The 22,072-nt window shown below is 55.0% G+C and carries 27 protein-coding genes; 25 read left to right on the forward strand and 2 right to left on the reverse strand.

Features of this window, described 5'->3' with window-relative positions:
- Positions 1-44 precede the first annotated feature (44 nt).
- The 12 genes from AC4LE2_RS21750 to AC4LE2_RS21805 all read left to right on the forward strand — a co-directional run bounded on the left by AC4LE2_RS21750 (position 45) and on the right by AC4LE2_RS21805 (position 9,057).
- Complete coding sequence (locus AC4LE2_RS21750) at positions 45-728, forward strand: heavy metal response regulator transcription factor (RefSeq protein ID WP_040259172.1); 684 nt, start codon at positions 45-47, stop codon at positions 726-728.
- Positions 725-2,098, forward strand: coding sequence for a heavy metal sensor histidine kinase (locus AC4LE2_RS21755; RefSeq protein ID WP_491828324.1), 1,374 nt, complete (start codon positions 725-727; stop codon positions 2,096-2,098). The genes AC4LE2_RS21750 and AC4LE2_RS21755 overlap by 4 nt, the downstream gene beginning before the upstream one ends.
- Before the next feature lie 29 nt (positions 2,099-2,127).
- Entirely contained in the window at positions 2,128-2,892 is a 765-nt protein-coding gene (locus AC4LE2_RS21760; RefSeq protein WP_491828325.1) for a TraX family protein, read from the forward strand.
- 160 nt (positions 2,893-3,052) lie between these two features.
- The gene (locus AC4LE2_RS21765; RefSeq protein WP_491828326.1) at positions 3,053-3,424 is read left to right on the forward strand and encodes a hypothetical protein; all 372 of its coding nucleotides are present in this window, start codon (positions 3,053-3,055) and stop codon (positions 3,422-3,424) included.
- 203 nt (positions 3,425-3,627) lie between these two features.
- The gene (locus AC4LE2_RS21770) at positions 3,628-4,005 is read left to right on the forward strand and encodes a DUF2513 domain-containing protein (RefSeq protein WP_491828327.1); all 378 of its coding nucleotides are present in this window, start codon (positions 3,628-3,630) and stop codon (positions 4,003-4,005) included.
- Positions 4,002-4,964 (forward strand): tyrosine-type recombinase/integrase, encoded by a 963-nt coding sequence (locus AC4LE2_RS21775; protein ID WP_491828328.1) that lies wholly within the window; start codon positions 4,002-4,004, stop codon positions 4,962-4,964. The genes AC4LE2_RS21770 and AC4LE2_RS21775 overlap by 4 nt, the downstream gene beginning before the upstream one ends.
- Positions 4,965-5,144: 180 nt before the next feature.
- The gene (locus tag AC4LE2_RS21780; protein WP_491828329.1) at positions 5,145-5,798 is read left to right on the forward strand and encodes an AAA family ATPase; all 654 of its coding nucleotides are present in this window, start codon (positions 5,145-5,147) and stop codon (positions 5,796-5,798) included.
- Positions 5,799-5,874: 76 nt separating this feature from the next.
- Positions 5,875-6,126 carry a ribbon-helix-helix protein, CopG family gene (locus AC4LE2_RS21785; protein WP_426154162.1) on the forward strand — a complete coding sequence of 84 codons (252 nt, stop codon included), beginning with the start codon at positions 5,875-5,877 and terminating at the stop codon, positions 6,124-6,126.
- A gap of 216 nt (positions 6,127-6,342) precedes the next feature.
- Positions 6,343-6,810: a TrfB-related DNA-binding protein gene (locus AC4LE2_RS21790; RefSeq protein WP_491828330.1), complete on the forward strand. Its 468-nt coding sequence runs from the start codon at positions 6,343-6,345 to the stop codon at positions 6,808-6,810.
- Between the two features lie 924 nt (positions 6,811-7,734).
- Positions 7,735-7,902: a hypothetical protein gene (locus AC4LE2_RS21795; protein ID WP_426154158.1), complete on the forward strand. Its 168-nt coding sequence runs from the start codon at positions 7,735-7,737 to the stop codon at positions 7,900-7,902.
- A gap of 50 nt (positions 7,903-7,952) precedes the next feature.
- The gene (locus AC4LE2_RS21800; protein ID WP_491828331.1) at positions 7,953-8,777 is read left to right on the forward strand and encodes a DUF932 domain-containing protein; all 825 of its coding nucleotides are present in this window, start codon (positions 7,953-7,955) and stop codon (positions 8,775-8,777) included.
- 79 nt (positions 8,778-8,856) lie between these two features.
- Complete coding sequence (locus tag AC4LE2_RS21805) at positions 8,857-9,057, forward strand: hypothetical protein (RefSeq protein ID WP_426154154.1); 201 nt, start codon at positions 8,857-8,859, stop codon at positions 9,055-9,057.
- Positions 9,058-9,122: 65 nt separating this feature from the next.
- Here the strand turns inward: AC4LE2_RS21805 and AC4LE2_RS21810 are convergent, their stop codons facing one another.
- Positions 9,123-9,419, reverse strand: coding sequence for a mobilization protein (locus AC4LE2_RS21810; protein ID WP_491828332.1), 297 nt, complete (start codon positions 9,417-9,419; stop codon positions 9,123-9,125).
- Positions 9,420-9,832: 413 nt separating this feature from the next.
- On the opposite strand from AC4LE2_RS21810, the gene mobA reads away from it, so the two are divergent.
- Together mobA and traI are read left to right on the forward strand one after the other, a co-directional pair.
- Positions 9,833-10,162: a plasmid mobilization protein MobA gene (gene mobA, locus AC4LE2_RS21815; protein WP_491828333.1), complete on the forward strand. Its 330-nt coding sequence runs from the start codon at positions 9,833-9,835 to the stop codon at positions 10,160-10,162.
- A 10-nt stretch (positions 10,163-10,172) separates the two neighbouring features.
- Entirely contained in the window at positions 10,173-12,122 is a 1,950-nt protein-coding gene (gene traI / locus AC4LE2_RS21820; RefSeq protein WP_491828334.1) for a TraI/MobA(P) family conjugative relaxase, read from the forward strand.
- Positions 12,123-12,379: 257 nt separating this feature from the next.
- Here the strand turns inward: traI and AC4LE2_RS21825 are convergent, their stop codons facing one another.
- Positions 12,380-12,733, reverse strand: coding sequence for a helix-turn-helix domain-containing protein (locus AC4LE2_RS21825; RefSeq protein WP_491828335.1), 354 nt, complete (start codon positions 12,731-12,733; stop codon positions 12,380-12,382).
- A 249-nt stretch (positions 12,734-12,982) separates the two neighbouring features.
- Between AC4LE2_RS21825 and AC4LE2_RS21830 the strand changes: the two genes are divergently transcribed.
- From AC4LE2_RS21830 to AC4LE2_RS21880, 11 genes are all read left to right on the forward strand, one after another.
- On the forward strand, positions 12,983-13,498 hold the full coding sequence (locus tag AC4LE2_RS21830; protein WP_491828336.1) for a transcription termination/antitermination NusG family protein: 516 nt from the start codon (positions 12,983-12,985) through the stop codon (positions 13,496-13,498).
- 85 nt (positions 13,499-13,583) lie between these two features.
- Positions 13,584-13,793 carry a hypothetical protein gene (locus AC4LE2_RS21835; protein ID WP_426154140.1) on the forward strand — a complete coding sequence of 70 codons (210 nt, stop codon included), beginning with the start codon at positions 13,584-13,586 and terminating at the stop codon, positions 13,791-13,793.
- A gap of 17 nt (positions 13,794-13,810) precedes the next feature.
- Positions 13,811-14,065, forward strand: coding sequence for a hypothetical protein (locus tag AC4LE2_RS21840; RefSeq protein ID WP_491828337.1), 255 nt, complete (start codon positions 13,811-13,813; stop codon positions 14,063-14,065).
- Positions 14,066-14,067: 2 nt separating this feature from the next.
- Positions 14,068-14,559, forward strand: coding sequence for a lytic transglycosylase domain-containing protein (locus tag AC4LE2_RS21845; protein WP_491828338.1), 492 nt, complete (start codon positions 14,068-14,070; stop codon positions 14,557-14,559).
- Positions 14,560-14,596: 37 nt separating this feature from the next.
- Positions 14,597-15,070 carry a DotD/TraH family lipoprotein gene (locus AC4LE2_RS21850; protein WP_491828340.1) on the forward strand — a complete coding sequence of 158 codons (474 nt, stop codon included), beginning with the start codon at positions 14,597-14,599 and terminating at the stop codon, positions 15,068-15,070.
- Complete coding sequence (locus AC4LE2_RS21855; protein ID WP_491828341.1) at positions 15,067-15,867, forward strand: type IV secretion system DotC family protein; 801 nt, start codon at positions 15,067-15,069, stop codon at positions 15,865-15,867. Before AC4LE2_RS21850 ends, AC4LE2_RS21855 begins: the two co-directional genes overlap by 4 nt.
- Positions 15,868-15,882: 15 nt before the next feature.
- The gene (gene traJ / locus AC4LE2_RS21860; protein WP_491828342.1) at positions 15,883-17,190 is read left to right on the forward strand and encodes a plasmid transfer ATPase TraJ; all 1,308 of its coding nucleotides are present in this window, start codon (positions 15,883-15,885) and stop codon (positions 17,188-17,190) included.
- Positions 17,097-17,321, forward strand: a complete 225-nt coding sequence (locus AC4LE2_RS21865) for a conjugal transfer protein (RefSeq protein ID WP_491828343.1) — start codon at positions 17,097-17,099, stop codon at positions 17,319-17,321. The genes traJ and AC4LE2_RS21865 overlap by 94 nt, the downstream gene beginning before the upstream one ends.
- A gap of 50 nt (positions 17,322-17,371) precedes the next feature.
- Positions 17,372-20,869 (forward strand): LPD7 domain-containing protein, encoded by a 3,498-nt coding sequence (locus AC4LE2_RS21870; protein WP_491828344.1) that lies wholly within the window; start codon positions 17,372-17,374, stop codon positions 20,867-20,869.
- 25 nt (positions 20,870-20,894) lie between these two features.
- Complete coding sequence (locus tag AC4LE2_RS21875) at positions 20,895-21,245, forward strand: conjugal transfer protein (RefSeq protein ID WP_491828345.1); 351 nt, start codon at positions 20,895-20,897, stop codon at positions 21,243-21,245.
- Between the two features lie 9 nt (positions 21,246-21,254).
- Entirely contained in the window at positions 21,255-21,977 is a 723-nt protein-coding gene (locus AC4LE2_RS21880; RefSeq protein ID WP_491828346.1) for a DotI/IcmL/TraM family protein, read from the forward strand.
- Positions 21,978-22,072: the final 95 nt, after the last annotated feature.

Below are 22,072 nucleotides of genomic sequence, written 5' to 3' on the forward strand. Positions count from 1 at the left end.
GTTTGTCGGCAGACTAAACCTCATCTGTAAATGAGGTTGCTGTCATGAAACTGTTGGTGGCTGAAGACGAACCTAAAACCGGCATGTATCTGCAGCAAGGCTTGATGGAAGCTGGATTTAGCGTAGATCGGGTAATGACCGGTACCGAGGCGCTAAACCAGGCACTAAGCGAAGCCTATGACCTGCTTATTCTCGATGTGATGATGCCAGGCCTCGATGGCTGGGCAGTCGTCAAGAGCGTGCGCGACGCTGGCCAGTCTGTCCCCGTGCTGTTTCTCACGGCACGAGACGGCGTCGATGACCGGGTGAAAGGGCTTGAATTGGGGGCTGATGACTACCTGATAAAGCCTTTTGCCTTCTCCGAACTGCTGGCACGTGTGCGAAGCCTGTTGCGTCGGGGCAGTACTGCCCAGACCCAGACAACCATGCAGATAGGTGATCTTCAGGTGGATTTGCTCAAGCGCAGGGCCACCCGCTCAGGCAAGCGAATTGACCTCACCGCAAAAGAATTTGCCCTCCTCGAACTGCTTATGCGCAGACGGGGCGAAGTGCTACCAAAGTCGCTCATTGCCTCTCAGGTCTGGGACATGAATTTCGACAGCGACACGAACGTGATCGAAGTGGCGATCCGAAGGCTGCGCGCCAAGATCGATGACGGTTTTGAAACCAAGCTGATTCATACCTCGCGTGGCATGGGCTATATGCTCGACACTCAGGAAGACGTATGAAGCGTGGGTCATTGACGCTGCGCTTGAGCATCATGTTCGTGGTTTCAGTCGTAGCCGTGCTGGTCGTAGCGGGCACCGCTTTCAACGAGCTGAGCAGACATCACTTCAGAGCCCTGGATAAACAAGCGCTCGTCGAGAAGCTTGAAGCCACACGGCTAATCCTTAACAGCAGCGAAAGCGCAGAAGCCCCATCAGGTATTCAGCTGCAGTTACGCGCCTTACTGAGCGCACACCCTGACCTATCGGCATTAGTCCTGGCATCAGACGGGTCCGTTGTTTTCTCAGCCCCGCCTGACCTTGAGCTTCCCTCTCTGGATGACGGTAAATTGCGCGATGACGTCTGGGAATGGGGGCATGGTCACCATCTCTACCGTGGTTTGACCGCCAAAGTGGTGCAAACAGCCCGAGGGCAAACCTTCACGGTCTGGTTAATCCTGGACGTAACCACCCACATGCATTTCTTTGCGCTATTGCAATGGTGGTTCGGTGTGGTTCTGCTAGGCAGCGCAGTATTGAGCGCCCTCCTCGGCTGGCTGGTGGCCAAAAGCGGCTTGAAACCGGTCGCCCAGGTAACGCAGGTCGCAGCCTCGATGTCGGCAGGCTCGCTGAAAAGTAGAATACCGCTTGAGCCGGTGCCGGATGAGCTACGGGAGCTGATAGTTGCGTTCAACTCCATGCTCGCGAGGCTCGAAGAGTCGTTTGTCAGGCTCTCCAATTTTTCTGCGGACATTGCCCATGAGTTGCGGACCCCGCTTAGCAATCTCAGGACCCACGCTGAGGTGATCCTGGCCAAAAAGCGCACGCCCGATGCTTACGAAGAAAATCTGTTCTCGAACCTGGAGGAGCTTAACCGGCTTTCCACCATCATTGATGGCATGCTTTTTCTGGCCAAGTCGGACAACGGTTTGGTACTGCCAAACGCCTCGTCATTCGAGTTAAGCGACGCGGTAAAAAAACTCTTTGGCTACTATGAGCTCCTAGCTGAAGATAATGGTGTGAATCTAGTCCTAGAAGGACAGGGTAAAGTAGTTGCGGATGCGGTCATGGTGGACCGGGTTGTGTCGAATCTTCTTTCAAATGCCCTGCGCTACGCCCCGGCGGGAACGACTATAAAGGTTAATATCTGCAGCGATGAGAGCACGATTCAGCTAGCGGTCCAAAATGCTGGACCGGCAATATCTGCAGAGCATGTTGAGCGTATTTTCGATCGTTTTTACCGGGTTGATCCAGCAAGAAGGGAAGGGTCAGGAAACTCTGGATTGGGCCTTGCCATTGCTCGATCTTTGATGAAAGCGCACGGCGGTCAAATATCCTGTCAATCAAACGAACATATGACTACGTTTACACTCGTGTTTCCTCGGAACAATTGATTCATTTCAAGCCACAGCAAGCGATGCTCATGCAAATCTTGAAATATATACCAGTAATTGCTACAGCTATAAGGGATCATATGGAACATGGGGGCCGCAATGCTGCTCAAGACCTAATAAAATGGCTTGCCATGGCCAGTATGCTGTTTGATCACCTCCGGTATCTTTTCCCAAAAGCTGAGGGTCTTTTTATTCTTGGGCGGTTCGCGTTTCCATTTTTTTCGTTAGCAATGGCAATGAATATCGCGCGGGCACCGAGCGATTCCATGATTACGGACGTCAATAGCCGCTATCTTATGTGGCTGATAGCATTCACTGTCATTTCAGAAATCCCCTATCGGTGGCTTGACTGGTCCTCCAGCACTACGAATATCATGCCGACACTCATGCTTGGCCTGCTAGTCGCCTGGGGGATTCACTATCGCTCAAAGCACTCTTTGTTTCTGTCCATAGGCGTTACGTTGCTGGCTGTGGCTCTTCACTCCTCTCTGATGTACGGAGTCTATGGCGTACTGTTGCCAGGAATATTCCTTATGGCCCTCAAATATAAATCCTGTTGGCCCCTTATCGCAGCATTGGTGTGTGTGGCGGCAAACAATCGTAATGTGTGGGTAACAAGGGGAGATGCACACGGGTTTGTCCGGGTCATCTGGATAGCTGCTTTTCTTGCCCCGCTGGGTGGCTTATATTTGGCCAATACCAGTTTAAGATTTGGAATATGGCGTGTTGGCCGTTGGGGCTATTTTTTCTATCCTGCGCATTTGTTGGCGATAAAACTAATAAAGATTTTGTAGTGGACGCGTATTAAGTATAAGCGAAATGCTCTCAGCCGGGAGCGCATGACGCGAGCATGGTTGGCTACCACAGATAGATAAAGTACGGTGCAGTTAGATGTTTAATTGAAAGCCTGATTTATTTTAGGTAATATATTCAAGGGTAAATGATAACTACTTTATGGAGAAGAAGACGATGCTGCCTCTGACTTCAAATCAGCGTGATAGCTTTGCACAGCATATGGGTGATCCCTACGTATTGTATCAACAGCGAATTCGTTATTTCATCTATGCATGCAAAGAACAGCTTTTCGGTCAGTATAGAGTAGGCATTGTCAAGCGTCTCGATCAAGTCTTAGCGGTCGCTGTGCTTCAAAAGCAGGAATGGCACGACAGCATGAAGTTGGTTCTTTCGCAGGCCGTCGAACTAAACGCACTTCATAGTAGTGATCATGAGTTCTTCTTGTCGCACCTGGGCCGCTGCACGCCGGGCAAAAACGACAGGCCGCCTGCCCGTCAGTATCGTCGTGTTGGTCAGCCCCGCGCTTATTGACCAGTGCCTTAGCCAGTCCCCGACATCGAGGACTGGCTCCACCAGTTCCTCGTTAAGCCTCCCCTCCGCCCCCGCTGCGCTCATTAAATATTTGCCTTGTCAATCTGTTTCGGCCTTAACGGCTATTTATTTTCGCCGCTCAGTTCAAGGTTTCGCCTATGTATGATAATGTCCTTTATCATATATAGCGCGGAAGCCCCTCGATGAAGCTTGACAAAGACCTGGTGCGCGAAATCCTGTTGGCGGTTGAGGCTGATGAAAAGCCCCCGCTTGGTTTGGTGAATCTAAAGTTGGGCGACCAACCCGCTGAGCTTGTGTCCTATCACGTCATGCTTCTGAACGAAGCCGGGCTTTTAGAAGGTATTTCTTTAGGTGGGATGAATCACTTCAGATGGGCACCCAAGCGGCTGACCTATAAGGGACACGAATTCCTCGATACCATTCGTGATGACGAGGTTTGGGGGCTGACGAAGAAAGGCGTAGAAAAAGCAGGCAGTGCCAGCCTCAGCTTGATCCTTGAAGTGGGTAAGGTCTACGGTAAGCAGGTCATCAAGGATCGTCTGGGGATCGAGCTGCCATGAACGGTCTGATGATGCCCGCCTCGGCCTTGGTAAACGTTCCAATGCTTGTCGGCCAGGCTGGCGAACGTGCAGGTATGCGCTTCCTGGAGTTCTTCACGGCCAACATCCGCAATCCCAACACACGACGCGCTTATGCCCGTGCTACGGATGAGTTTCTAACCTGGTGCGCTACGGTCGGCGTGCCTAGCTTGGCGGCTGTCACCTCTCTGCACGTTTCAACCTGGATCGAGCTACAGCTAGAGCGGTTGTCGGTCCCCTCTGTGAAGCAGCGCCTGGCCGCCCTACGCCATTTGTTCGACTGGTTAGTAGTGGGCCAGGTCGTCCCGTTGAATCCAGCCGCCTCAGTCCGCGGCCCTAGTCACACCAGCCGCACGGGTAAGACACCGGTGCTTGATCCGAGCGAGGCGCGCCAGCTGCTAGACAGCATTGATATCAGCACCCCTGCCGGCCTTCGTGATCGAGCATTGATTGGGCTGATGGTGTTTTCGTTTGCGCGGATCGGTGCAGCGCTAGCTATGAAGGTGGAGGACGTGTACACGCAGAATCGCCGGCTATGGGTTCGACTGCGTGAGAAAGGCGGCAAGCAGCACACCATGCCCTGCCACCACTCATTGGAAGAATACTTACACGCCTACCTGGTGGGGACTGGCATCGACCTGGACAGCAAAGGTCCGCTGTTCAGGACGCTAGCCAGGGGTACCAAGCAGCTGAGTAGAACCCCCCTCCCCCAACCCAGCGCTTACCTCATGGTTCGTCGCCGTGCCGTTGCAGCTGGCATTGATACCAAAATTGGCAACCATACCTTTCGAGCCACTGGCATCACCGCGTATCTCAAAAACGGTGGAACGCTGGAAAGCGCCGCCGCGATGGCCAACCACGCTTCCACCCGCACCACGCAGCTCTACGACCGCCGCATTGATGAAATCAGCTTGAGCGAGGTTGAGCGTATCAGGGTGTGAAATCAGTAGGCATTCCATGTGCACATGGAACCTTTCGTGTCGTCAGCATTGTGCAAACCACACAAATCTTGCTGAACGCACGGGGCATGAAAAGGATATCCCTTTCATATGATATTGATTGACAAGGGATACGAAAGGGATATCCTACTGGCATCTTAACGAGATGCCTTGGGAGCTTGAATGTCCATTATCGTGATTGGTAACACCAAAGGTGGCGTTGGAAAATCAACGAATACAGTCCAGGTTGCTGTTGGCCGCGCCCTTCAAGGTAAGGACGTGCTTTTGGTGAACAGTGATAGACAGTCTTCATCATCCAAAGCGATAGACAGGCGTGACGAGGCCGGCCTTAAGCCAAGCGTGACTCTGGTCGCCTACCCTGAAGGTGAACAACTGCGCAACCAGGTACTCCGTCAGCTGGATAAGTACGACGACATCATCATTGATGCAGGCGGTCGTGATAGCTCAGCCTTTCGTCACGCGATGATGATCGCTGACGTGATGCTAGTGCCTATCGCTCCAGGTAATTTTGAGCTTGATGCCTTGGAAGACGAATTGGTCCCTTTGATAGCCGAGATTCAGGCATTACGCGGTGACAATCCCCTTCCCATTTATGCCTACCTCAACATGGCTGAACCCAAGAAATTCTCAAGCGATAACGTCGATACCCGTAAGTCGATAGAGAATTACCCCCAGTTGCAGCTGATCGATCTGAACATCGTCAGGCGAAAATCTATTGCCGCAGCCTCGACCATGGGGCTAGCAGTCAGTGAGATGAAACCGCGAGATCCCAAGGCCGTAAAGGAGATCAACGCACTGCTTTCCGCCCTTTTCTAGATGAGACGAAAAGGATATGATTTTCATATCCCTTCGGTATGAGTAGCATGCTTTTATAGTATTTTAAGGATGTGTAATGGCTATCATAAAAAGAGCCCCAAAATCAGCTACTGCTGACCCTGAATCCTCCCAAGTGGCTGCTAAAGCTGCTGCTACGGCGCCTGATAGCAAGGCTAAAAAGAACGTGCGGGGGAAGCGTGAAATGTTTCAGGTAGGTTTCGAGCCTGAGCTTCTGGCTGAATTTGACGCTGCACGGAAACAACTGGGCCTGTCTAGGCCGGCTCTGATCAAGATTGCGGTAAGACGCTTGCTGGACGCAGGCGTTTGAGCCTGATCGAGGCAACTCTGGCCAGGGGCTTAGCAAGGTCTAGGCATAAAAAAACCGAAAGCCCAGCCAGGCCTTCGGTTCGATGCTTACCGTAATGAGAGATACGAGAAAGCATGGCCATGGTACAGAAAGAGAAGGGGAACAGCCAGATACAGATTAGTAGTGACAACAGGTGACAGAAATAAACGCAATCGTTAAACCCATGGAACCGACTTCATGACCACTCAGTTACTGGATGACAGACTAAAAGCCTTGGCTGCCGAAATCCAGGATACCTATTCATCTGGTGAAATCTCACAGCTCATCCGCCTGATCGAGCCTGCACCAAGCACTGCTTTGATGAGCAATGAAGCATTCGAGCAGGTGATGAACGTGCTGGCCGGACAAAACACGCGCCGCGCATTCTCTGACAAATCGATAGCGGCAGCTCGATTGGTGTTCGTGAAAGGAGCTAGCGTAGCTGAAGCTGCTGCTGATACGGATCTAGCTCGCCAGGTGGTGCACCGACTGATAACACGTATTCGCCGCCGTATGGAGAAACTACCTGCGGACTGGGTGAAAGTGACTGAATGGTACCCAGGGACCGTAGCTGAACAGCTACGCGCCTTGGCCACCTCGCTGAGGTCCGCGCAAGCGACTGGCGAGCTTGAGGCGCAGAGTTTCACTATCACTTTGCAGCGTTGAGGACAGGCCGTCAGCGCCAGATCACTTGACGGACGTTCCCCTTCACTTCGCTACGGGTCGGGCTTTCATGCTGCGCATCGAGCCTGGCCATGAAGCCTGCCAGTCTCGCCCCTACGGGTTTCAATCCTAACGCACAAGCCTAGCAACCTGTGCCGATAGTTATCTGCTGGCTCCTACAACTTACCGTAGGCTTTGCAAAGTGCATTTGTCCTGCGTTTTACGGTAGCTCATCCAGGGCCTGGTTCAAGGATGTGGCTTCGCCCGCAATACGCTCCCGTTCAGACTCGTTTCGCTCCCTTAGCTGCGGCCTCGTATTGCGCCCTTGAACCAGGCACTGCCTGATCGACCAATGCGCAACGGCCAAAAGCACCCAGCAAAGTCGACAATGAAGTGAAGACTTAAGAAGCAAAAAGCCACACAAGAGCAACAGCGGAAAAAAGCGCGTCAAAAGCGGTAGGGGGGCGGTGTGCTGCGAACTATTGAGGCTTAGCCAGAAGCTGCATAAAGACGAGGCAAGGGTAGTCTTTTTGAGGCTGGCTTTTCGTCATAACTTGGTCCATGAAATAACTAGCTACGAACTTTTGGAAAATGGTTATGAAGGCTCAGGCGAACGCCAGTTCGATAGTTGTTTCGAGATGGGCGATTCCCAGGATGTTAGAGGCGAATTGATCGAGATAGCGGAAGGGGAGGGCTTCATAGAAAACGTGCGGTAATGGTGTGGCGAGGAATCATTTAACCGATGGTCAACTTACGCGAACCGGCAAACCTCACTGTTCTGAAGGTAAAAATAACGGATTATTAGTGGTGACAAGTGGTGACAAATAACAAGGGGTGAAGTATAATAAATCCATCGAAGCCACTCGGGTTCGATGCCCTGAAACAAGCGGCAGCCACCGCTCAGGGCTACCAAAGGAGAGATACGAAATGAAACATCAAGCCACTAAAGCCCCCCGTTCCATAGCCCTTGGGCAAGTTGACTACGCGTTGCTGGATCTTGTGCCTGCATACCAGCGCAAAGGCGTAACGGTTGAAGAAATCGGCCAGACCATCAAGGTACGCCGCCCACAAGCCGCCGTAGCCCTCGCGGGTTAATCAACAGCATAGGAGCCCGGTCCGCTGGGTTCCTTCCCAAGGAGAATCACATGCGCCTTTCCAGCAATTTTCGTAACCCTTGCATGATCCGCAGCGACGAAGCTTTGACCAATGAAGCGATTGCCAGCGTGGCACCTTCCATCTTTGCTGAAGAAGCACACGACAGCCGCTCAGAGCGCTATCTGTACATCCCTACGGTCCAGGTGTTGGATGGGCTTCGGGCTCAAGGTTTCGAGGCTTTCATGGCCTGTCAGACACGCGTACGCCATGAAGGTAAGCGCGAGCATACCAAGCACATGCTGCGCTTGCGTCATGCAAGCCAAATCGCCACGGAAGAAGCGAACGAAATCATCTTGCTGAACAGCCACGATGGCAGCAGCAGCTATCAAATGATCGGCGGCAAGTTCCGTTTCGTGTGCGCTAATGGTTTGGTGCTGGGTGACGTGGCCAGCGACCAAAAGGTGCGGCACAGCGGCGGCGCCAGCGTGATTGATAATGTAATTGAAGGCGCGTTCGAGGTGCTTAATCAGTTTGAACAGATTGACGAGCATCTAGATGGCATGAAAGGTCGCCGGCTCAAGCCACTAGAGCAAGAAGCGTTCGCCATGGCCGCGCTTGCCTACCGGTATGATCCGGCAGAAGGACCAGCGCCGGTAACGCCAAGCCAGCTGCTCATGCCGCGTCGTCGTGAGGACAGAAACGACGATCTATGGACTACATTCAACCGCATCCAGGAGAACACAATTCAAGGCGGGCTGGTAGGCAGGAACAAGCAAGGTCGTCGTACCAAAACGAGAGCGGTTACAGGCATTGACCAGGACCTAAAATTGAACCGCGCTTTATGGGTATTGGCTCAGGCGATGCAAGCTGCCTAATCCGTTATTTTCCAGTCAGCAGTCCGGGTGAATGTGCCCGGATTGCACGCGGTCGAAGACACGTGAAGGAGCGCTATCCATGAAAGGTTACACCGTCATATGGACCACTTATGTTGAGACAACCGACGACCATGTTGCCGCAGCACGGGAAGTAGCGGAAAGCTATTTTCAACCTAGAATCTCAGCAGGTGAGCCTGACACCGCTTGCGTTTTCATCGTCACCGATAGCGGCGGCAAATCGCAGCAAGTCGACTTGGCGGAACATCAAATTTTGATCTAGCCTGCGCAATCCAAGACGAAAAAAGTGCCCCTATAGAAGGGGCATTTTTTTTGGTCTGGCTAACCTCAGCCCGCCGTGGTGTCGCCGTTTTCTGAATCCGATTTCTTACGGCCAGGCCCGCGCTTTCGGGTAGTGATCACCTCAGCTATGGCCTTCGTCGTGACCTGTATGCCCACCTGAGCTAGCGCTGATTTTATCTCAGCGTTTGAGTAGCCTTTAGTGCTGGAGAGCAGAATTATTTGGTCCTTTAGCTCTGCCAAGGCTTCGGCCTGACCGAGCTTTTGACGGCTCAAATCTGGCAGTGATTCCAGTGCTGCGCGTGCCTTTTCAATGTCTTCTTGCGTGTACGTTTTCTTAGCCATGATGGTTTTCTACCTGATGCGTTGGCGTAAATTGAAATGATGGCGAGGCCTCATTTCGGTTTAGCGTATCAGGAAAATCTAAGCCCTTCACAGCCCGCCGAGCAATGATCAGCACGATGCCCTAATTCGCCCTACAGGGTAGGGCATGCGTTTCCTCTGTCGCAGCTGGCGGCCTGGGTGTACTGAGCTAGAGCCCCCGCACCTACCCGACGCCCGCTGTTCGCTTCGTCGGTGAAACGGATCCAGCTATGGTCTTTGGCGTGTAATACGGTGTAACATCTCTGTATCTGAAATTCGATGTTATATTTAGGACCGGAAATGTTTTGTACGGACGGCCTTCAAGCAGTCCATCCATTCAAAACCCGAATCAGGGCTGTGCCCCGATACCCCGTTGATCTTCCAAGGTTGTTGTTATGTCAAAGAGCAAAGCGCGCCAGGCAACGGTAAGGATCGAAATCCGATGCACTCAAGCCGATGCAGACCTAATCCGTGACAAGGCCCTGGCTGCCGGCATTACTACGTCCGACCTCCTGCGACGCGCTGCGCTGAATCGCAAAATCATGACCCGTACTGACACCCGCTTGATGAATGAGCTTCTGCGTCTTGGTGGTCTGCAAAAGCACCTCTACACGCAAATGCAGAGCGGTATGACTACCGAGCTGAGCAAGCAATTTTCAGATGTGCTTGTCGAAATCAAGAAAGCTGTTGTAGGCCTAGACCTTCATCAAGTTCCTGTAGGATGATCGCGCACCTATGAATGTGATCGTTCCTGAGAAACGCAAAGACAAAGGCACCAGCTTTCTTAAGCTGGTGAGCTACGTCACTGATCGCGCAGGCAAGCCTTCGCCTGATGACCTCGTAACAAGCGTTCCTCAGCCAAATCGCTCTGAGTCCAGCAGAGCCAGCTTCGAACGTTTGGTTGATTACATAGAGCGTACGGGTGAAAGCGATGCTCCTGTGAAGGTTTCTGAGCAGTTCGCAGACGGTCGTCAACGTGTGATGGCTGGAGAGGTCGCGTGCGAAACTAACGTGTTTTCGCTTGAAACCGCAGCCGCCGAAATGAACATGGTGGCCTCACAAAACCGCCGCATCAAGGATCCGGTTTATCACTTTATTATATCCTGGCGTGAGGAAGATCACCCGACCGATGAGCAGGTTTTCGGGTCCGCTCTTTATGCACTGAAGTCCATAGGTTTGGAAGGTCATCAGTACGTTACCGCGATCCACCGTGACACAGACAATGTGCATGCCCACATCGCTGCGAACCGTGTTCATCCCCTGACCTATGTTGCTGCCAACATGTGGAATGACGTTGATACCTTGCAAAAAAGCATGCGTGTCTTGGAACGTCATTATGGCTTCGTCCAGGACAATGGACCCTGGCAAATGGACGCTGATAATCAGCTCTATCGCGCCGGTGTGCATTATCCGAGTGCGCCTAGAGGCGCAGGCGCTCGAAAGGCCTTTTCGAACCAGGAAAGTCTTTATCACTACGCTGTCGAGCATGTACGTGAAAAGCTCAATGATCGGCTCAAGTCACCCGGCTTTGCCTGGCAGGATTTGCATCTGCTGCTGCACTCCAACGGCCTTGGGCTTCGTGAGAAGGGCAGCGGCCTTGTGATCTACAATTTCCTGCGCCCTGATGATCCACCCGTGAAAGCTTCGTCCGTACATCCTTCGCTTACCAAGACACGACTCGAACCGATTTGTGGTGTTTACTCAGGACCACCCGCATTCAAGTCTGATGATCCCCTACAAGGTGAGTACGGCATATTCAGAACCTACCAGCCGTCTTTTGAAGTCAGAGACAAGGGCGCCCGTGAGGACCGGCGTCAGGAACGTGCCGATGCTCGTGCTTCCTTGAAGCAGCGCTATCAGGACTACCGCAGTGCATGGGAAAAACCGGACCTCAACGCAAAAGCGCGCTACAAACAGGTTGCCGTCCGCTATCAGGCTATGAAGGCAGACGTTAAGCGAATGCATGATGATCCCTTGCTACGAAAACTCATGTATCGCGTAGCTGAGTTCGAGCGAATGAAGGATATGGCCGCATTGCGTATTGAGCTTCGCCAGGAGCGCGAAAAGCTTGCGCTTGAAGGCAAGCTGCGCCCACTTCAATACCGCGCCTGGGTCGAGCAGGAGGCCTTGAATGGTGACCTGGCCGCTATCAGTCAGCTGCGTGGCTTCGCCTATCGAGAGAAGCGGAAAGGGAAGACGTTGGAAGGGGGTATGGATAGGGTGATCCTGTTCGCTAAAGCTGATGATTCACCGGTCTACAACCCAGCCACCCACACCCCTCGTTTGTATCGTAACGGTACCGTTGAGTACGTCAGGGATGGTGTACCTGGTGTGGTAGATCGCGGTGGACTCGTCCAGGTCAAACCTGGGTTCGAGGACTACGATGAGTCTGCGAATTTCAAGCTCGCTGCCAGCCTTGCTGCGACCAAAAGCGGGGAGGCGATGAAAGTCATTGGCGATGAGGTTTTCGTTGACCAGGTGCTTGATGCCGGCTCAGCGCTCAATCAAAGGGCAGGTAAGTACGTGTTCCTTGTCACTGATAAAGACCAACTTATGCGCTATGACCAGATCGAGAACTATCGCCTTTCGGCTGCCCTTGATCATCATAACTATAACCGTAACGAGCCTGAAGATTACGAGCAGCCCCCGGCTATGGTTCCAAGCCATAAACCTGGGCAAAGCTGAGAATTTGATTTAGTAATTGGAATACTGAGCGTTTGCTCATTGCATGGAGATACATATGTCAATCGAATGTGACAAACTAAAATCAGAGCTTCGTGAATTGATCTTGCTCGTAAGGCTAGATGAAAAATATGCCTCTATAGTATCGGAAGGGCTCTTAGCTATTGACGAGCAGGCAATCAATTGCCATTGGCAAAGACAAAGCAGAATCGACGAGTTATCACGGAAATTCGGGATACTGTCAGACCTAAGAAATTAGGTTACTTTCTCGTTTGATCGTTGTGCTGAGTGAATTTTTCCATAAACGCCAGAATTTCTTCCAACGATTCTGGCGAATCCACTTCAGTTGCTTTCTCCGAAATCCGCTGCCTGAGCGCAATAAGGCGTGTCCTCAACACGTCTTGCCCTCCAGGTAGCAACTCCCCAGGTGCGACATTGAACACCGCTGCGATTCTGATCAATTGCTCAATGCCAGGCATGTGTATGCCTCTCTCATAGCGGCCAATCAAGGGTGCGTCGCATCCAATCAGCTCGGCTAGGTCGGCTTGGCTAAGGTTTGTTGTTTTTCGCAAAGCCTTGATTTTGGCTCCTATCACGCCCCGCAGAGTGGTCATGGGAACTCCAAAAAAAAATGAATATTTTCATAAGGTTGGGCGGCCCACAAAAGGCAAAACTACACAAATTAGGCAGTAAACTGTTTACTTTTTATGTGATCCCATTTACCTTGTGTACCTAGAAGCCCATTCCGATTTGCATCCTCTGCCATCGAGTCTGGGTTGAGCTGCTTGTTTTGATAGCTCGCACTAGCCCCTGCGCCCAGCGGTTCGGGAATTCGAAAGAGCGCCTGATTGATAGGTACGAACATGCCAAGCTGGTACGTGCTGACGCACAATTCCGCTGTTCTCAAATCTCTTACTGTCCTGATCCAGCGCCTGGGCGTTGAGGTCTTCAGCCCAAGCCGCGCCACGTCCCGAAAGCGTAAGGACCGGCCTTCGTGCATTGAGACTCAGACTGCTTTGTTTCCCGGCTATCTGCTGCTGCGCTTCGACCCCGAGGTCATTCACACCACGGACGTTACCGCCCTCAGCGGCGCCCACGGATTCGTCCAGTTCGGCGGGCGGACGTATGTGTTGCAGGACTCCATCGTGGACGCGTTGAAGGCAGCGCCTTTGCTTCGTTCAGATCGTGCGCTTCATTGCATTGAGTACCGCAACCTGCCCTCAGACCTTGAGAAAACGATTCGTTTTATCGTGGACATGAAATCTGATGCTGCGCGTAAGGCTGCTTTCCTGGCGTTAATGGCTGAAGGTGCTGCCGTCGAGCGCCTGATTAGCCGTCGTCCTGACGCGCTCTGCTATTCCCGATTGCACGCCGTATAGGCGCTATCCGCTCTATTTTTTCAACCCCACCGCCAGGCATGACCTGGCGGTGTATTTTGCGTTTCCACCTTTCATAGGAGCCCTCATGTCACTGGATGATGATGCGATCCCTAAAACAATTAGCGTCCACGTTCATGCTGAGCGGGTTGCAGCGTTGAATAGAGCTGCCATCCGAATCAGCTTTGAGACGGGTAGATCCATAGCACTCAAGCCTTCGCAGCTTGCCCAGTACGTGCTTGATAACTATCTGGATGAGGCTGTCGAGCGGTTGCTAGCGGAGTCGAAGAAAACCTAGCCCTCTAGGAGGCTGTCATGCGTACCACACTGCTTTCTACCTTCGTGCTGCTAGGGCTTTGCGGATGCAGCAATTCAGTTCCAATGGCCCCGCAGGAACCTGCGGGACCCTGGGTTGATGCTCGCATCGAGCAAAGCGCTGTGTCGATCAGCTTGGCGCAAACCCGGCTGCACCAGACCAGCGCGGTGCGGCCATTCACACCGGTGTCCACGCCAGTGCCACCACCTGCCGCCAAACCTTCCGCTGGGCGCTTGCCTAACGCAGGAGGTTGACCATGCGCCGCCTATGCGTGGTTCTGGCGTTGCTCATGCCGGTACCGGCATTGGCGTTCTGCTTTAAAGAAGCTGGCCAGCGTTATCAGGTCGATCCCGTCTTACTCGAAGCAATCAGCATTCAGGAAAGCAGGCTCAGGCCCCACGCCGTAAACGTAAACCGGGACGCAGCTGGCAATGTGCTGAGTACCGATTACGGCCTGATGCAGATCAATAGTCGGCACCTTGGCCGCCTAATGAGCATGGGGCTCATCAAGCAACCTGAAGACCTGCTCAATAAACCCTGTTTCAACGTTCAGGTGGGTGCCTGGGTGCTTGCTCAGCATCTGCGCGTGTGCGGCAACACGTGGCGCTGCCTTGGTTCCTACAACGCTGGGTTTCACCCATCGGAGCGCCAAGAGCAACGGCGGCTGGGTTACGCGCAAGAGGTCCGCAACATTTACAACGGCCTTAAAGCACTGGGTGCTGCACAGGCCCACCTCGCTATCCGCTAATCACTGCTCCCGGTTCCGGGTGTCAGGAGACAATCGAATGAAATACTCCCTTTGGGCTGCCCAGGCGGCGGCCTTGCTGCTGTCTGGTTGCCAGAGCTTTTGTGACAAACCGCCGACCACGCCTGCGCCTGTAGCCACGCCCAAGCCAGTATTGAACCGGGTAACGCTGCAACAAGAAACGCTTTGGATGGAAGGGGCGGTCAATACCCGTTCGGTCTTACCCGCCGATCCTATTCGTGCCCAAGGCGACCTGGTGGCCGTGAACTGGAGCGGTGATGCCGTCGAGCTACTGTCTCACCTGGCCCGGCAACGCGGCCAAACATTCGCCTGGACTGGCGTGCGCTTGCCACTGCCCGTCAACCTGAATGTCAGCCGCATCACGTATGCAAACCTGTTGCGCCTGATCGAAATGCAGACCGCATGGCGAGCCACGCTGACGCAGCTTCCTGGCCAACTTACCTTGGCCTTCGCTCAGGCCGAACCCGCCAAAAAGGCAGGGAGGCGTCAGTGAAAAAATCCTTCTTGGCGCTTGCTCTGCTTCAAGGTTTGCAGGGTTGCGCACATACGCCACCCACTGCGCCACCTGATACGCCGGCCAGTTTAGACAGCTACCTGGTGCCCGCGGACCCACCTTCTACAGAGGTGTCAGAAGCGCGCCGTCAGCTGCTGGAGGAATCGGGCCGCAACACAGGCTTTCGTGGGGGTAAAGCTGAACGGGCCTGGGAGCTACGCCAGGCCTTGGAGGGACAAGTTACACGGCTTGATAGCCTCTACGACTTTCGAACCCTGATCAGCCGCGAGGGTTGGCTACCGCCTGTGATTGACGAGGCGGTGGACGTCGCTCACATCACGCCACGGCAGATCCGAACGGCCAATCATGTCTACGAAATCATCGTGCCGGAGCGGTTTGTGAGCAATCCCCCTTCCTGGCGAACCTGGTTGATGGCTGGGCTGGCTTCGGACGGTGCGGACGCAGGCATATCCCTCAGCCCCGAAAACAGCGTGCAGAAGGCCCTATGGCAAGCGGCAGTACGCCAAGGCTGGGGAGAGGGGCGGCAGAGCGCCGACCAGACGTTGGAAGCCAATTTCAACCGCCTGACACGTGACTACCGGGGCATGTTGTTGTACTCCCAGCTGCTACGGCAGGGCTTTATCACGGCGCCGGTCGTGACTGACCAACAGCAGACCGTCACCGGTGACCGCCAGAAGCTGACCACGGGTGACCGGGTGCGCAATCTGAAAGAGAACGCCGGGTTTGTCCCTGACAAAACGCAGTGGCAGCCCGTTATTCGCAAGGTGCAGCCATGACAGAACCCACTGAGTTTGCGCCGTACCCGTTCGAATCACGGGGTACATGCTGAATCGCTCCGGTATTTCTTCGTGTGGTGTGCGCGGCAGAGCGTCAGCGACATTCATATCCAGGGCGGCAACCACCTGGTGGTGGGCCATCAAGGTCGGCTGCGCAAGGCCAGCGCGTTTGTCTTGCCCGATGACACCTGGTCGAAACTGATTGATGAGGTGTTCAACCCGGAAATTCGGGCCATGGTAGGCGGTGGCCGCCCAGTAGACCGAGCCTTTCAGCTTGATGGAGACGTGAACGAGCGCTATGGCCTGGAGCGCGGCGAGCGTCTGCGGTTTCGGTGCAACTTTGTACAAGCCACTGCTGGACGGCTGGATACCACCATCGCCCTGACGATGCGGATCATCCCTTGGGAAATTCCGCCGCTGGAGACATTGGGCCTGGAGCCCGAACTTTTCGAGGTGCTGTTGCCTTCTAGGGGCCTCGGATTACTCGGCGGCATCACGGGTTCAGGTAAAAGCACCACGTCGGCGGCGATCTATGCGTACTGCCAGATGACAGATCCGCACCGCAAGGTGACCACGATTGAAGACCCCATTGAGTTCGTCCTGGCTAATCCAGACGATATCTTGCGGCCCACACAGCTACAGATTGTCAGGGACGTTTCGAGCTACGCCGAAGGCATCCGGGCCGACCTGCGCCGGGCACCTTCGGTCATCGGCGTTGGTGAAATGCGGGATATGGAAACCATCCAGGCCGGCATCCTGGCCGCCCAGGTCGGGCACTTCAACCTCAGCACCTTGCACATCCATTCGCCTGGTGAAGCCATCCCGCGCTGCCTGAACGCTGTGCCTGCTGAAATGCGTGAGGCTACCGCCCATGACCTATGGGGCGTCCTGCAGTACGTCATCGTGCAAAAGCTGCTGCGTACCACGGACGGTAAGCGGCAGGCGATCAGGGAATACATCATCTTCGATGATGCGTTGAGCGATGAGCTTGCGCACCTGCGCTACACCGAGTGGGCTCGGCATATCGACGGGATTATTCGTCGGCAGAAACGGCGCTTTGCCGATCAGGCCTGGCGGCTTTATCAAGAGGGCCGCATCGAGCGCAGCGAACTGATGGTGGCTATGACCGCCTTCCCAGCTACGGGAACTGGAGCAAGCTGGAGAAACAGCCCATGGCTGAAACGCCACTGCAACCGGGCTACTGGCGCAATGCGTCACGGCTTCTCAATGTGTACGGCATACCTGCCCCGCTGTTTCTGCTGTACCTGTTCTGGTTCCGCTTCCCATCGTTGCTCACGATCTACGTCATTACCGGCGTCATAGCAGGTTTTCGGCTGATGTCGGCTTTCGGCTGGACGTTAAAAGTCCTGGTTGTGCGTCTGGGCTACCTGGTGCGCGGTAAACGCCTATCTGGTCGGCCCTGGTGGTATCGGCGCTTCACCGAGGGCGAGTAGCGGTGACTAGCTAGATGAAGCGCCTCATTCATAGAGGTGATATCGAATGAATGTACCTAAAGCACGCCCCCCGCGTCTCCGAACATCCTGTGTGGCTGGCCGTGCCCCATGAAGCGCGTGAGGCTGTGCGTGAGGCTGCGGGACGGCTCGAAGATGGCCGGTCGGCCATCGAGTGGGACAAAGAGGCAAGTTTGTGGTTTGCCCGTCCAGGTTGTGACCTGAACCGCGTCAGCGACTGGCTACCCGATCCCACCCGCCGTGCCGGTGGTGGTGATCCTGAATCTCAATTTCTGGATGCTCTGACCCAAGCCGGCCTGGTTATACGTGGAATGCCAATCATGGATGGCCAGCGTCACCGAGTGGCAACCGTTGAGGACAAGAACGGCAAGCAAAGCGGGGTATATCGAGGCTTTCTTGATCGTCGTCCTGGTGGCTGGTTTATCAACTATCACCGTGCCGTTTCCGACAAGGCCGTTACAAACTGGGCCGCCACGGGTGGCGAGTCAGATCCCACCACGCGGTTGCACATTCGCGCAGGCGCACGGCAAGCCCAAGACGACGCTATCCGCTCGCGGGCAGCGACCCATGCTGAAAACACGCTTGCGGCCAAAAGCCTCTATGACCGATTACTCGCTGCTGACCCTGCGCACCCGTACCTGGTGCGAAAGGGCATAACCCCGACGCCTGAACTTCGTGAAACAAGAAACGGCGCCCTGGTGGTGCCGTTTTTCAATACGGCAGGTGAGTTCAGGACGCTGCAATACATCCCGCCAGAGGGTGAAAAATTCCTGTTCAAGGATGCCCCCAAGCAGGGCAATTACCTGGTGGTCGGCGGCGCGCTAGAGCCCGGTCAACCAGTGCTCTATGCCGAAGGCTATGCCACGGCCCGTAGCTTGAACATGGCCACCGGCAACCCCGTCGTCATGACGATTGACGCCGGCAACATGCTGGCCGTCGCCAAGGTGCTGCATGAGCGCTTTCCCGATAGCGCGCATGTGTTCATGGCGGACTTCGACCACGCCAAGGACGACAACAAAGGGCTGTTGATGGCCACGGCTGCGGCTGAATTGGTGGGTGGCCAAGTGCTTTACCCGACGTTTACTGACGCCGAAAAGGCCCAGGGCTTTACCGATTACAACGACCTTCACCAGGCGCGGGGTTTGGAGGCGCTGCGAGGCCAATTTCTACCCGAACTGATTAGAAATGAGGTGTCACCCATGCCGGACAATCGCTCTCCCGAAGCCCCGAAGGCACCAGATCCTGATACGTCAGCGGACCTGAACCGGCCAGCTGAGCCAGTGGCCCACGAGCAGCAAGCCAACCTTGCCCTGGAACCCATGGTGCCAGGGCCTGTTACTGAGCCGACGACGACTGAGACTGGCCCAGCGGTTCCCGTGCCTGACAACGCACCGCCGCCTCTTGCCAGTGTCGAGACTGCATCGGTAGCGCAGCCGGCCAGTGGTCGTGTACCAAGCCTAGACATCGCTGATCCAGTGGCGACACCGGTACCGGCAGCACAGCCGGCAAGCAGTGCGACCGAGCCAGGCCTGGCCATTGCTGATCCAGTGCCATCGGCTGATAACACACCGCCGCCTATTAGCAGTGTCGAGACGGCCCCGGCAGCACAGCCGGCAGGCAGTGGGACCGAGGCAAACCTGGCCATTGCTGATCCAGTACAGGCACCAACTGCACCCAGTGTCCCAACGGCTTCGACTGTTGCTGATAAAGAGGTAGCGGATGAGATACCCGCTGCACCGCTGCCAATGAAAAATCAGTCTGTTACAGCCAAAGAGGAAGTGCCCACGCCTGTTACCGAAGCGCCTGAGCCGATAGCTGTCCCCAAAAAGACCACTGAAGACCCGTTGGCCGACGCTGAGCCCGATGCAATCGTGGTTGGGCCACCTCGGCCAAGCGGTGCTGAGGTAGAGCCCCAGGCCAGTAACATCGACAAAGATGCGTTATTGGGCCGGTTGTCCTATGAGCGACAGGGTGACAGCGCGGTTCTCTACAAGCTCGATGGCGAAGCCGCTTTTGTGGACCGTGGCTCACGCCTGGAGATGGCCAATGGTGCCAGCCAGAACGAAGAAATGGTGGTCGCGGCGCTGTTGACCGCTGCCCAGTATTACCGGGGTCGCATCGAGCTAACGGGCAGTGATGAGTTCAAGGAAAAGGCCATCGGCCTGATTGCGCAACACCAGATCAATGTGGAGATGAAAAACCCGGCTCAGCAAGCCATGTTAACGCATGCCCGTAAGGCGCTGAACACCGCGCCTGAAGAACGCGATGCCGTCACGGGCGACCTTACTCCGGCGCAACGGGCGCCTGAGCCTTCACAGGCACCAGCCCAGCAAACAGATTCACCACAGCCTGTTCAAAGCGCGTCGCAGAAATTGAACCAGCCGTCGCAGCAGGCCCCAGTGAGCCCAAACTATCCGCCGTTGGCGGTACCTGATATCGCTCAACCGGCACGGCAACCGGCAGCACAACAGCCAATACCGGCATCTGCATCGGACACCGCCCAGCAAACGCCGGCGAGTCCAAAAATATCACCGGCCATCCACCAGCCTTTCCAAGCTGCCAAGGAGGGGGTTACCGGCAAGGTTCTAGACAGTGGCCAAGCCCCCTTCCGGTTCGAGCAAGAGAACGCGGAAAGCACCTTCATCAAGTTGCGGACCAAAGCCGGTATCGAGACATTTTGGGGCAAGGAACTGGCGGGGTTGCTGCGCGAGACCCGTGTACAGCCTGGAAGCCTGGTGACGTTGCAATGGTTGGGTAAGGAGCAGGTCACCGTTAAGGCCCCTGTGAAAAATGAGCAGGGCGTGACAGTAAGCTTTGTAGACAAGGAGGCGCACCGCAACCAGTGGTCGCTTAAGGTGGGCGGCAATCCAGCCGTGCGCACGGGCCAGGACGAAGGCGTCCAACTCCACGCCTATGACGCAGGCCGTTTTGCCCTTGTTCAAAACGCGTTGATAGCCCAACTAGGCGTCGTGGTGCCTACTTTCAATTCACCCAAGGACGGCTTGTACTGGCTTACGCCAAATGGCCAGGGAAGCGCTAAAGCTGGTGATGAGTTATCGGCGCCCCGGCCTGCCATAGACCCCAACAACACGGCGGGCAAACCTGTCATCAGCAGCTGGACGCAGGATGGCAACCTGGACATGTACCTGGTCCGCGGTGACGGCCCCTACCTGCAAGGCATAGTGCGTCAGGACAACCAGTACCAGCATGTGTTGGTCAGCTTACCGGGACGTAATGACGCGCCGCCGATGGTCTTCAACGCCATTACACCAGAAGGCCTGGCACCGATTGGTACAGGTAACGCGATCAATCGTTCGGGTGGCCAGCCGGTGTCGCGGGAAAACATCGCGTTCAAGCTCGAAGGTGACAGCGTAGTGCGTATCGGCAAGCTCGATGCCCCTGCTGAAGTCCCTCCCGCGTTACATGCCCGGTTGGGCTTTGATGAGCGTTGGAAAGAAGACAATGCCCTCCCAAAGTCCGCTCCCACACCGGCTCCATCGGCACAACCGAGCGAACCCCGCCCGGTGTAAAGCACAAACAGCGAAGGAAGTCATCATGAAGAAAAGCATGTGCAGTGCACTGCTGGCGGTTGTGTGCTGCCTGCCGGTTGTGGGAAGCGCTGCAATTTGTCGTTCGGGCCAGGCTGCCAGTGTGGGTAGCCAAGCGGGATATGAGCAGGCCAAGCAGGCATCGGACGTGTGGGCGGAGCGTGAACGCAGCGTTTCTGACGAGCTAGAGGACTGCTTGGCCCGGATCCGCACCACGAATATCAGCCTTCCTTCGTTCCCTAGCCTGCAGGGCATCATGGATCAGATAGCTGACCAAATCTGCCAGGCCGTAGTGGACAAGGTGAACAGCCACATTCCCAGCAGCTTCGACCCCTGGCAGCAGTATCAGAACTATTGAGGTGGGATGATGCAAAGCTCAAATGAGCAAATGAGTATGGTGGATGAAGGGACTGGGCAAGTGGTCGCGCCTTCGGACGCCGCCGCCCAGGCGCAATTGGAAGCATCGTTCGAACATGCGGTAGCGCTACAAAACGAACGGGCACTGGGGGCTGCCTTTGCTCATCGGTGTCTCACCGTTGTGCTTTGGATGGCCCCGGCCCTGGTGCTGTCAATCGGTGCGAATGGCTACCTGGGCTGGAAGGTGGCCCATCCAGACGTGAAATATTTCGCGGCCGAGGATGGCCGGGTCGTCAAACTCATTCCCACGGACAAACCAAGCCACAGCCAATCCGACGTATCAGCCTTTGGTGCTGACACCATTCGCAACAGCTTCACCCTGGACTTTGTGCACTACCGTGACCAGATGACCAGGGCCGGCACCTACTACGACGAACAGGGCTATGCAGGCTATTACAAGGCGCTCGTATCTTCGAACGTGCTGAGGTCCATCAAGGACCAACGCATGAACCTATCGGTTGATGTAGGCCCAGGTGTGATCCGCAGCAAAGGCCTGCTGGGCGACACCTATGCATGGGAATTCCAATACCCGGTCACGTTGAAATTTGATGGCCAGCAATCAAGTAGCCCGCCTCAACGCTTCATCGTTACTCAACGCATTCAACAAGCTGACGTGCGCTTGAAACACACCGGTTTGGAAGTCACCCAGGTGATTACCAGCAACGCTAACTAGTCCATCCCAGCGCTTCTATCGGCTCCGCTAGACAGGAATCCCCCATGAAAACTTCGATTGCGCTTGCCTTATGGCTAGCGGCAGGCGGCTACGCC

It is taken from the genome of Pseudomonas sp. 9.3L, from assembly GCF_058536285.1.